The 11,388-nt window shown below is 57.5% G+C and carries 12 protein-coding genes; 8 read left to right on the top strand and 4 right to left on the bottom strand.

Annotated elements, in window-relative coordinates; all coding sequences use genetic code 11:
- Positions 1-195: 195 nt before the first annotated feature.
- On the bottom strand, positions 196-1,395 hold the full coding sequence (gene tyrS, locus ACQKP2_RS30070; RefSeq protein WP_427581964.1) for a tyrosine--tRNA ligase: 1,200 nt from the start codon (positions 1,393-1,395) through the stop codon (positions 196-198).
- A 210-nt stretch (positions 1,396-1,605) separates the two neighbouring features.
- On the opposite strand from tyrS, the gene ACQKP2_RS30065 reads away from it, so the two are divergent.
- Positions 1,606-3,024, top strand: a complete 1,419-nt coding sequence (locus ACQKP2_RS30065) for a peptidoglycan DD-metalloendopeptidase family protein (RefSeq protein ID WP_427581962.1) — start codon at positions 1,606-1,608, stop codon at positions 3,022-3,024.
- 3 nt (positions 3,025-3,027) lie between these two features.
- On the top strand, positions 3,028-4,119 hold the full coding sequence (locus ACQKP2_RS30060; RefSeq protein WP_427581961.1) for an anhydro-N-acetylmuramic acid kinase: 1,092 nt from the start codon (positions 3,028-3,030) through the stop codon (positions 4,117-4,119).
- Between the two features lie 68 nt (positions 4,120-4,187).
- Here the strand turns inward: ACQKP2_RS30060 and erpA are convergent, their stop codons facing one another.
- Both erpA and argC read right to left on the bottom strand, forming a co-directional pair.
- Complete coding sequence (gene erpA / locus ACQKP2_RS30055) at positions 4,188-4,538, bottom strand: iron-sulfur cluster insertion protein ErpA (RefSeq protein ID WP_047289553.1); 351 nt, start codon at positions 4,536-4,538, stop codon at positions 4,188-4,190.
- Positions 4,539-4,705: 167 nt separating this feature from the next.
- Entirely contained in the window at positions 4,706-5,740 is a 1,035-nt protein-coding gene (gene argC, locus ACQKP2_RS30050; protein WP_427581960.1) for an N-acetyl-gamma-glutamyl-phosphate reductase, read from the bottom strand.
- A 134-nt stretch (positions 5,741-5,874) separates the two neighbouring features.
- Here argC and hemJ point away from each other — a divergent pair, with 134 nt between their 5' ends.
- The 6 genes from hemJ to coq7 all read left to right on the top strand — a co-directional run bounded on the left by hemJ (position 5,875) and on the right by coq7 (position 10,453).
- Complete coding sequence (gene hemJ, locus ACQKP2_RS30045; RefSeq protein WP_427581959.1) at positions 5,875-6,303, top strand: protoporphyrinogen oxidase HemJ; 429 nt, start codon at positions 5,875-5,877, stop codon at positions 6,301-6,303.
- A 33-nt stretch (positions 6,304-6,336) separates the two neighbouring features.
- Entirely contained in the window at positions 6,337-7,305 is a 969-nt protein-coding gene (locus tag ACQKP2_RS30040; protein ID WP_427581958.1) for an NAD(P)H-dependent flavin oxidoreductase, read from the top strand.
- A gap of 73 nt (positions 7,306-7,378) precedes the next feature.
- Positions 7,379-8,335 carry a DUF805 domain-containing protein gene (locus tag ACQKP2_RS30035; RefSeq protein ID WP_427581957.1) on the top strand — a complete coding sequence of 319 codons (957 nt, stop codon included), beginning with the start codon at positions 7,379-7,381 and terminating at the stop codon, positions 8,333-8,335.
- 61 nt (positions 8,336-8,396) lie between these two features.
- Positions 8,397-9,185, top strand: coding sequence for an SDR family NAD(P)-dependent oxidoreductase (locus ACQKP2_RS30030; protein WP_427581956.1), 789 nt, complete (start codon positions 8,397-8,399; stop codon positions 9,183-9,185).
- Between the two features lie 79 nt (positions 9,186-9,264).
- Complete coding sequence (locus ACQKP2_RS30025) at positions 9,265-9,603, top strand: histidine triad nucleotide-binding protein (protein WP_008027110.1); 339 nt, start codon at positions 9,265-9,267, stop codon at positions 9,601-9,603.
- A gap of 202 nt (positions 9,604-9,805) precedes the next feature.
- On the top strand, positions 9,806-10,453 hold the full coding sequence (gene coq7, locus ACQKP2_RS30020) for a 2-polyprenyl-3-methyl-6-methoxy-1,4-benzoquinone monooxygenase (RefSeq protein WP_427581955.1): 648 nt from the start codon (positions 9,806-9,808) through the stop codon (positions 10,451-10,453).
- A 136-nt stretch (positions 10,454-10,589) separates the two neighbouring features.
- On the opposite strand, the gene speD is transcribed toward coq7, so the two are convergent.
- Complete coding sequence (gene speD, locus ACQKP2_RS30015) at positions 10,590-11,381, bottom strand: adenosylmethionine decarboxylase (RefSeq protein ID WP_427581963.1); 792 nt, start codon at positions 11,379-11,381, stop codon at positions 10,590-10,592.
- Positions 11,382-11,388 lie beyond the last annotated feature (7 nt).

Raw genomic sequence — 11,388 nt, 5'->3', positions numbered from 1 at the left:
GGCGAATTCTACAGCGTTACTCGCTGCTGTCAACACCTCTTTTTCAACTTCCTTTCAGCTTCGATGACCTGAAGCCGCTTGCTGCCGAAAACTCGATTAACTCATTGTTTTGCAAGGAGTTTTCCGTTTCGACCGCGCCGGAAGTGGGGCGAATTATAGGCTCATAAAATTCGCCGTCAACACTTTATTTCAAATTTATTCGGACTTCAGGGTGATGCGCGCAAATGCCTTCTTGCCTGCCTGGCAGACATGAGTCGCACCCAACACATACATAAAGGAACGATCAACCACCTCACCATCCACGCGTACACCGCCCGCCCCAAGAAGATCGCGAGCCACAGCCGAGTTCTTCACCAGGCCAGCCTTATTGAGAACAGCAGCGATCGGCATGTCTTCGGCCGCAACCAATTCGATTTCAGGCAGGTCATCCGGCAGCTCGCCATCTTTCATGCGGTTACCGGCACCACGATGAGCATTTGCCGCCGCCTCTTCACCATGAAAACGCGCAACAATTTCTTCAGCCAGCTTGATCTTGATGTCACGCGGATTCGCGCCCGCCTCTACATCGGCTCGGAAAGCATTGATTTCGTCCATGGAGCGGAAGCTGAGCAATTCAAAGTAGCGCCACATCAGCGCATCCGGAATCGAAACCAGCTTGCTGTACATCACGCCAGGGGCTTCCTGGATACCTACATAGTTACCCAGGGACTTGGACATCTTCTTGACGCCATCCAGACCTTCGAGCAACGGCATGGTCAGAATGCATTGCGCTTCCTGTCCATAACCACGCTGCAGCTCACGCCCCATCAGCAGATTGAACTTCTGGTCGGTACCACCCAGCTCGACATCCGCGCGCAAGGCAACCGAGTCATAACCCTGTACCAGCGGATAAAGGAACTCGTGAATGGCAATTGGCTGATTGGTGGTGTAACGCTTATCGAAATCATCGCGCTCAAGCATACGAGCCACGGTGTACTGCGAAGTCAGCCGAATGAAGTCTGCCGGCCCCATCTGATCCATCCAGGTGGAGTTGAATGCCACTTCGGTCTTTGCCGGATCAAGAATCTTGAATACTTGAGTCTTGTAAGTCTCGGCATTCTCGAGAACCTGCTCACGAGTCAGCGGAGGACGCGTCGCACTCTTGCCGCTCGGATCACCAATCATCCCGGTGAAGTCGCCGATCAGAAAGATCACCTGATGCCCCAATTCCTGGAATTGACGCAACTTATTGATGAGCACGGTGTGCCCCAGGTGCAAATCCGGAGCAGTCGGATCGAAGCCTGCCTTAATACGCAGCGGTTGACCGCGCTTGAGCTTTTCGACCAGCTCGGACTCGACCAACAGTTCTTCCGCACCACGTTTAATCAGCGCTAGCTGCTCTTCAACCGACTTCATAACAGACCCGCAAGACTCAGATTCAAAGGGGACCAACCATACAAGATCGCGCGTCAAATACAAGGTTTGCCCGGCGCGCGGAAACCAAACCACAGGCTAACACCCGCAGACTTGATTCAGGGATGATTTGGTTATATTTTATACAGTTATTTCATCTTCATCATGTCATTCATCTTTTCCAATTCATCTTTTTCAAAGTCAAAACCATTTATGACCAAAGAATCGTCTAAAGCGCCGCCGCTTTACCCGAAAACCCACCTCATAGCGGCAAGTGGCATCGCCGCCCTTCTGAGCCTGGCGCTTCTGGTATTTCCTTCCAGTGATGTTGAAGCAAAAAAGACGACCTTGAGTCTTGAACTGGAAAGTCCTGCTGAACAACTGACACAAGATCAAGACGCCGCCCAAGCCATCCAGGCCACAAATGAGCCGGCAGCCTCTCCTTTTGCGCAGATCGATAACAGCGCGGAGGACGAGCAGGAAACCGCTCAATCCGCACCTGCGCCGGCCGTCGAAGAAAAGAAGTCGGCCTCCCACAGGGAAGTGACTGTCGCCAAAGGCGACACCCTCTCGACGCTCTTCGAAAAGGTTGGCCTTCCGGCTACCGCTGTGCATGAAGTGCTGGCCAGTGATAAACAGGCCAAGCAGTTCAGCCAGCTCAAGCATGGACAGAAACTTGAATTCGAGCTCAATCCGAATGGTCAATTGACCAGCCTGCACAGCAAGGTCAGCGATCTGGAAACCATCACCCTGACCAAGAATGACAAAGGCTTCGCATTCAACCGCATCACCGCCAAGCCGACAGTGCGCTCCGCCTATGTTCACGGCGTGATCAACAGCTCGCTGTCCCAGTCTGCCGCTCGCGCCGGCCTTTCCCACAGCCAGACCATGGACATGGCCAGTGTATTTGGCTATGACGTCGACTTTGCCCAGGACATTCGCCAGGGTGACGAGTTCGACGTGATCTATGAGCAGAAAGTGGTCAATGGAAAAGCCGTCGGCAATGGCCCGATTCTCTCCGCGCGCTTTACCAACCGTGGCAAGACCTACACCGCCGTGCGGTACACCAACAAACAAGGCAATAGCAGCTACTACACCGCTGACGGCAACAGCTTGCGCAAGGCGTTCATCCGCACTCCGGTCGATTTCGCCCGCATCAGCTCAAAGTTCTCCATGGGCCGCAAGCACCCGATCCTCAACAAGATCCGCGCCCACAAGGGCGTCGACTACGCCGCTCCACGAGGCACGCCAATCAAGGCCGCCGGTGACGGTAAAGTATTGCTGGCGGGCCGCCGCGGTGGTTACGGCAACACAGTGATCATCCAGCACGGCAATACCTACCGCACCTTGTACGGCCACATGCAGGGCTTCGCCAAAGGCATTCAAACTGGCAGCAACGTCAAGCAGGGCCAGGTGATTGGCTACATCGGCACCACAGGCCTGTCGACCGGCCCGCACCTGCACTATGAATTCCAGGTCAATGGCGTGCACGTCGACCCGCTGGGGCAGAAAGTGGCAATGGCCGATCCGATCTCCAAGGCGGAGCGCGCGCGCTTCCTGGCGCAGAGCCAGCCGTTGATGGCGCGCATGGATCAGGAAAAAGCCACCCTGCTGGCTTCGAGTAAACGCTAAGCCATGGCGCTCTACATAGGCGTAATGTCCGGGACCAGCCTCGATGGACTGGACATCGCGCTGATCGAGCAGACACCGGCGATCAGATTGATCGCCACGCACTACGTGCCCATGCCCGACACGTTGCGCGCCGACCTGCTTGGCTTATGCGCCAGCGGCCCCGACGAAATCGCCCGTTCCGCCATTGCCCAGCAGCAATGGGTAAAACTGGCAGCCCAGGGCATCCATACCCTCCTGGCCCAACAGCACCTCGCACCTGAAGACATCCGCGCCATTGGCAGTCATGGGCAAACCATCCGCCACGAGCCGGCGCGCGGCTTCACTGTGCAGATAGGCAACCCGGCACTGCTGACCGAACTGACCGGCATCACGGTGGTCAGCGATTTTCGTAGCCGCGACGTCGCCGCCGGAGGCCAGGGTGCTCCACTGGTTCCCGCCTTCCACGAGGCGTTGTTTGAAGAACAGCCCGGCAACCGCGCAGTACTGAACATTGGTGGTTTCAGTAATCTCAGCCTGATCGAGCCCGGCAAGCCGGTAGCCGGTTTCGACTGCGGCCCGGGGAATGTACTGCTCGACATCTGGATTCACCGGCAACGCGGCGACAACTACGATCGTGACGGTCAATGGGCCGCCAGCGGCAGAGCCTTGCCGACTCTGCTCAAGTCACTACTCAGTGACCCATTCTTCGCTGGCAAAGGCCCGAAGAGCACCGGCCGTGAAGTATTCAACCTGCCATGGCTGCTGCATCACCTGGGACAGCTGCCAGAATTCAGCGCCGAAGATGTCCAGGCAACACTGCTCGAGCTGACGGCACTGACCATCGTCGAATCCCTGCAAAGTGCCCAACAGGACACCCGAGAGCTACTGGTCTGCGGTGGCGGCGCGCACAACACCACACTGATGAACCGCCTGGCCACCCTGCTACCGAGAGCGAAAGTCAGCAGCACCAGCGCTTATGGCGTTGATCCGGATTGGGTCGAAGCCATGGCTTTTGCCTGGCTGGCCCACTGCTGCCTCGAAGGCATCGCAGCCAACAGACCTAGCGTCACCGGTGCCCGCGGCTTGCGCGTTCTCGGCGCCATCTACCCCGCCTGATACCTCAAGACAGCAAAACGCCGCACAGCCTTACGGCTCTGCGGCGTTTAGTGGTGCATGCACACTGATCAGATCGAGAACGAAGAACCGCAACCGCACGTGGTGGTCGCATTAGGGTTCTTGATAACGAAACGAGAACCCTCCAGACCTTCCTGGTAATCCACCTCGGCACCTGCCAGGTACTGGAAGCTCATTGGATCAACCACCAGGCTCACGCCTTCGCGCTCAACGATAGTGTCGTCATCGGCCACTTCCTCATCGAAGGTGAAGCCGTACTGAAAACCTGAACAACCGCCGCCCGTAACGAATACGCGCAGCTTCAGCCGATCATTGCCCTCTTCATCGACCAGACTCTTCACCTTGTGCGCGGCACCTTGGGTAAATTGCAAAGCCGTGGGGGTGAAGGATTCGACGCTCATACTGATATCTCCCGGCGCTTTGCCGTCATATTGCGTGATGACGCGCATTATCCGCTTGTCCTAGAAAATCGGTCAACTATTGTTATGGTATATCAACCTGCCCGACTGCCAGCCCCGAATGCAAAAAGGCCCGTTCAACGGGCCTTTTTGCATTGCACAGTAAAGCCTTAGGGCAACATGCCTGCGTGAGAAAGGCCCAGACGCTCATCAAGCCCGAACAGAATGTTCATGTTCTGTACCGCCTGGCCCGATGCGCCCTTGACCAGGTTATCAATGACAGACAGCACCACAACCAGATCACCGTCCTGTGGACGATGCACCGCAATACGGCACACGTTGGCACCGCGCACGCTACGGGTTTCCGGATGGCTGCCGGCCGGCATGACGTCTACAAACGGCTCGTTGGCATAGCGCTTTTCGAACAACGCCTGCAGATCGACCGAGCGATCCACGACAGTTGCGTAGAGCGTCGAATGAATACCGCGGATCATCGGTGTCAGGTGTGGCACGAACGTCAGGCCAACGTCCTTGCCTGCGGCACGACGCAGCCCCTGGCGGATTTCCGGCAAGTGGCGGTGCCCTTTGACGGCATAGGCCTTCAGGCTTTCCGACGTCTCGGAATACAGAGAACCCACGGCAGCGCCACGACCAGCGCCACTGACGCCGGACTTGCAGTCAGCGATCAGGCGCGATGCATCGGCCAGGCCTGCTTCGAGCAATGGCAGGAAACCCAGCTGCGTAGCGGTCGGGTAGCAACCCGGTACTGCAATCAGCCGTGCCTGCTTGATTTGCTCGCGATTGACTTCTGGCAAACCATAGACCGCCTCCTCCAGCAATTGCGGTGCACCGTGCGGCTGGCCGTACCACTTGGCCCACTCATCGGCATCCTGCAGGCGGAAGTCCGCGGAAAGGTCGATGACTTTAGTACCGGCCGCCAGCAACTCACCTGCCAGGGCATGTGCAACGCCGTGGGGCGTGGCAAAGAACACCACGTCACAAGCACCGAGCGTCTTGATGTCCGGAACGCTGAACGCCAGGCCGTCGTAATGGCCTCGCAGGTTGGGATACATGTCGGCAACGGCCAGGCCGGCCTCGGATCGGGAAGTGATGACTACCACTTCAGCTTGCGGATGCTGTGCCAACAGACGCAGCAGTTCGACACCGGTGTAACCCGTGCCGCCGACGATACCGACCTTGACCATAAACCTGCCCTCAACGAACCCACTGGAAAGCCGACGATAATAGGGGCCGCGCGCGCCTGCGACAACCGGCAAGGTGACGACCGGAGGCTCAAGCCTCTACTATCCGGGCTACCGTGAACCTGGGAATAACTAAAATGCTTTATCTGTGGCTCAAAGCTTTTCACATCATCAGCGTCGTGTGCTGGTTCGCCGGCCTGTTTTATCTGCCGCGCCTGTTCGTTTATCACGCTCAAAGCGAGGACGCTGTCAGCAAGGAACGCTTCAGCATCATGGAGCGCAAGCTGTATCGCGGGATCATGGGGCCGGCAATGATTGCCACGCTGATCTTTGGCGGCTGGATGATTTACCTCAATCCGGGCATCTTCAGCTTGGGTGGCTGGATCCACGCCAAGCTGACTCTCGTGGTATTGCTGATCGGCTACCACCATATGTGCGGCGCTCAGGTAAAGCGTTTTGCCCGTGGCGAAAACACCCGTAGCCATGTCTTTTATCGCTGGTTCAATGAAGTGCCGGTTCTGATATTGCTGGCTATTGTAATTCTGGTCGTCGTTCGGCCGTTCTAAACCCAACAGATATCATTGACCGGGGTACTTCCAATGTCGCTGCCCGCTCTGCTCGAACAACGCTTGCGTCTGCCCGTGGTGGCCGCGCCGATGTTCCTGATTTCCAATCCGCAACTGGTACTCGCCTGCTGCCGCAATGGTGTCGTGGGTAGTTTCCCGGCACTGAACCAACGCGAGAGCAGCGGATTCAAGGCCTGGCTTGAAGAAATCGAAGCCGGCCTTGCGACAATGGATAGCCCTGCTCCCTACGCCGTGAACCTGATCGTCCACAACAGCAATCCGCGACTGCAGGCTGATCTGGATATCTGCATCGAACACAAGGTGCCGATCGTGATCACCAGCCTCGGCGCAGTGAAGGAACTGGTTGACGCGGTCCATGGCTACGGTGGCCTGGTATTCCACGATGTGACAACCCGTCGCCATGCAGAGAAAGCCGCCGAGGCCGGCGTGGACGGTTTGATCGCCGTTGCCGCTGGCGCCGGTGGCCATGCCGGAACCTGGAGCCCGTTTTCGCTCATCGCGGAGATTCGCCAGTTCTTCAACAAGACCCTGCTGCTGGCCGGCTGCCTGAACCATGGGCATGAGATTCTCGCTGCCCAATTACTGGGGGCGGACCTGGCTTACTTCGGTACACGCTTCATCGGTACTACCGAGAGCCATGCACCCGACGCCTATAAAGAGATGCTGCTGTCGTCCAGAGCCGCAGACATCATCCATACTCCAGCTGTGTCAGGCGTACCGGCGAGCTTCATGCGCCAAAGCCTGGAAGCTGCCGGGTTCGACATGAATGCGCTGCAAAACAAGGGCGATGTCAATTTCGGCTCCAAACTCAAGCCTTTGAGCGACGAAGCCAAAGCCTGGAAAACCGTGTGGTCCGCAGGCCAGGGCGTGGGTGAAATCGATGACTTACCAAGTGTCGATCAACTGGTAAAACGCCTGGACACCGAGTATCGCAAGGCGCAGGAACAGGCCGGCCAACTGCAACACCGTTGGCCACGCTGAAGGGAACAGGCCAGCCTTCCAGGGCTGGCCCTACACTGCAAATCCCGACAATCGCGACAAGGACGCCTCGGTAATGAGCGAAAAACGTTTCAGGATCGTGTTCGACGGCGCACTGTTGCCCGGTGTCGACCTGACCACTGCCAAGCTCAATCTTGCCGCGCTCTACAAGAGTGAAGTCAGCGCCGTGGAGCGCCTGTTCAACGGACAGCCCGTCACACTCAAGGGTGAACTGTCACAAACCGACGCGCAAACGTACTTGCAGGCTCTGAAGAACACAGGCATCGATGCCCGAATCGAGGCCGAACCCTCGATTGAGCTGAACCTTGCCGAAACACACCCACACCCCCAAACGGCCCCACCGCCGCCCCCCGAATCTCCATACGCAACACCGCATTCCAGCCTGGGCGAACACATGCCCGAATACGCCGCGCTCAAACCCTTCGGCATCGAAGGACGTATTGGACGCCTGCGTTTTCTCGCCTGGTCGATGGTATTGAGCCTGGTGACGATAGCTGTCGTCGCGATATTCGCGCTGATCGGCCTGGCCCTGGTCAGCGCCGATTCGACCGCCGGCCTGATCATCGGCGGCATTCTGGCGTTCTTTCTCTGCCTGGCCGTCCTCATCGCCAGCATCATGATCAGTGTGCAACGTCTGCACGATATCGGTTGGTCAGGCTGGCTCTGGCTCCTGTACCTGGTGCCGTTCATCGGCAGTGTCTTTCCGCTGCTGTTACTGGCGTTGCCGGGCAACAGCACTGCCAACCGCTACGGCGCACCACCACCCCCCAACAGCACAGCAGTCAAGGTACTGTCGTCTTTGTGGGTAGTTGTGATCGCACTGCTGATTGTCGGCACGTTGGCGGGAGGCCTCTCCACCATTCAGGACGAATACGAAAGCACTCTGGAAGACAGCTTCCAGAGCAGCTCGGAGACTATCGAAGAAATCGACGTCGAAACCCTGTCGCCAGCAAATTCCGCCAACGATGCAGCCGAAGAAGCCCGGCCCCCTGTAGACTCTGCGCGAGAATGAACAGCGCTCCCGGCCCGTGACACCAGCGTCGCGGCACGGAGCTGTTGCGATGGAGAACTGCATGACCCGTTACGCTCTGATCACTGGTGCCTCCAGCGGCATCGGCCTGGCCTTGGCCGAAGCGTTGGCCCGGCGTGGCCGCAGCCTGATTCTGGTGGCCCGACAACGTGATCAGCTGGAAAGTATTGCCATTGAACTGACTCAGCGATTTGGCGTTGAGGTGTTGTTCCGCGCTTGCGACCTGGGTGAACCGTTGCGCTTGTCCGGGTTCCTGCTGGAACTGGAAGAAGGCGACCGGCAGATCGACCTGTTGGTCAACTGCGCCGGTATCGGTACGTGCGGACCGTTCCTGGCTCAGGACTGGATGACCGAGCAGGACCTGATCGAAGTGAATATCCTGGCGCTCACCCGCCTGTGTCATGCCATTGGCAACAGCATGGCATTGCAAGGTGGCGGGCAGATTCTGAACGTCGCGTCGGTCGCAGCCTTTCATCCTGGCCCGTGGATGAGTACCTACTACGCAAGCAAGGCCTATGTGTTGCACTTTTCCGAAGGCTTGCGTGTCGAGCTGAAAAAATGCGCGGTCAAGGTTTCGGTGCTCTGCCCAGGTCCGACCCATACGGCTTTTTTCCGCACCGCGCAGTTGAATGCGGACAAGCTGGCCGAAAGCAAATTGCCCATGAGCCCGGAAGAAGTCGCGCTCTATACCGTACGGGCCCTGGAGAAGAATCGCGCAATCATCATTCCGGGACGACTCAACCGCTGGTTTGCCACCCTCCCCCGGTTCGGTTCGCGTTGGCTGGTTCGCACAATCACCGGCATGGTCAACAAGGCTTATTGCCCTCGCTGAAACCTGGGCAGGCAAAAGACTGGGCTCAGGCAGAGCCCGTGAGTACACTCATGCCAGCTCAAACAACGGAGAAACAGCTGTGGATACTCTGTTCACCAAGATCATCAACCGGGAAATCCCGGCGAAGATCATTTACGAGGACGACCAGGTACTGGCCTTCCACGATATCGCCCCACAGGCACCGGTACACTTTCTGGTGATCCCGAAGAAGCCGGTGCGCACGCTCAATGACCTCACCGAGGACGACAAGGCACTGGCCGGACATATTCTGTTCACTGCGCAGCGCCTGGCTCTGGAACTGGGCTGTGAAAAAGGCTTCCGCGTTGTCATGAACTGCAATGAAGAAGGTGGACAGACCGTCTATCACATCCATATGCATGTACTGGGTCAGCGCCAGATGCATTGGCCGCCGGGCTGATTCATGACTTGCGATTGCAGGAGCACGGCTTGCCGGCAATGGCGATATTGATGACGCTTTCGCCGGCAAGCCGTGCTCCTACAGATTTGGCAGCGTTTGCGCCAGCACCGGTTTGGCGGAGTTCCCGCCAGACGTGACCCGGCGCAAACCTTCCCCGGCCGATTGAGTTAAACTGGCCGCCGAGATTCCTCCGGAGGTCAGCATGACAACCCAACGTCACTACTCGCCCATTGACCGCCTTCTGCTGCAAGCCGATGCCGCGATGCGCACCTTACTGCCCTTCAGCGGCCAGCCGTTCCGGCCATCACCCGCCATCGTGCAGCCGGATACAAAGATGAGCGACGAAGAAACGCGACACGTTGCCGGCCTGATGCGCATCAACCATACCGGTGAAGTCTGCGCCCAGGCGTTGTATCAAGGGCAGGCCCTGACCGCCAAATTGCCGCAAGTGCGTGCCGCCATGGAACATGCCGCCGAAGAAGAAATCGATCATCTGGCCTGGTGCGAACAACGCATCCATCAATTGGGTAGCCACACCAGCATCCTCAACCCGCTGTTCTACGGCATGTCGTTCGGAATTGGCGCGGTTGCCGGCCTGATCAGCGACAAAGTCAGCCTGGGATTCGTGGCAGCAACGGAAGACCAGGTGTGCAAACACCTGAACGAACACCTGGAGCAACTGCCGGCCGAGGATGAAAAATCCCGGGCAATTCTCGAGCAGATGCGTATCGATGAAGAACAGCATGCCGAAAGTGCGCTGGATGCCGGCGGCTTCCGCTTTCCGGCGCCGGTGAAGTTCGGGATGAGTCTGATGGCCAAGGTGATGACCAAGAGTACGTATCGGATCTGATCGTAGGAGCGAGGCTTGCCCGCGAAGACTGTCTCAAAGACGCTATCGCGAGCAGGCTCGCTCCCACATGAGATTCGTGACGACAATAAAAAAGGCGACTGCCGTCAGGGAGTCGCCTTTTTATTGTCCGAGAATCTTACGCCATGTTGCGCGCGTAGAAGATTTCGAGCATTTCGTGTTTCACCCGCTCGGTCACCTGGGCCCGCTGCTCAGGCGACAGGTTGCTGGTGGCGTCGCCGAACAGGTAGTTATCCAGCTCGAAGTTTTTCAGCAGCATTTTGGTGTGGAACAGGTTTTCCTGATACACGTTCACGTCGGTCATCTGGTACGCGTCGCGAGTGTCTTCGGAGAGGTAGTTCTGGATCGAGTTGATTTCGTGATCGATGAAGTGCTTTTTGCCTTCGACGTCACGGGTGAAGCCGCGCACACGGTAATCCACGGTCACGATGTCGGAATCGAACTGGTGAATCAGGAAGTTGAGCGCTTTAAGCGGTGAAATGACCCCGCACGTCGACACATCGATATCCACACGGAAGGTGGCAATACCATCGACCGGATGGATCTCCGGGTAGGTGTGCACCGTGATGTGGCTCTTGTCGAGGTGGGCCAGGATGATTTCGGGCAACGGACCCGGAGATTCTTCGATCTGGCTTTCGGTCGGGGTCACCGGCTCTTCAGAGATCAGAATCGTGACGCTGGCGCCCTGTGGCTCGTAGTCCTGACTGGCGATGTTCAGGATATTGGCACCAATGATATCGACAACTTCAGTGAGGATCTGCGTCAGGCGCTTGGCGTTGTACTCTTTGTTGATGTACTCGACGTAGGCCTGTTGGTCTTGCGGGGTTTCCGCGTAGCAGATGTCATAGATGTTGAAGCTCAAGGTCTTTGTCAGGTTATTGAACCCGTGGAGCTTGAGTTTGCTTTTCACCGTTAAA

This window comes from Pseudomonas sp. NPDC089569, from assembly GCF_050280625.1.
Taxonomy (GTDB): Bacteria; Pseudomonadota; Gammaproteobacteria; order Pseudomonadales; family Pseudomonadaceae; genus Aquipseudomonas.
Note: the sequence above shows the minus strand (reverse complement) of the source record. Positions and strands in the feature narration are given on the sequence as shown.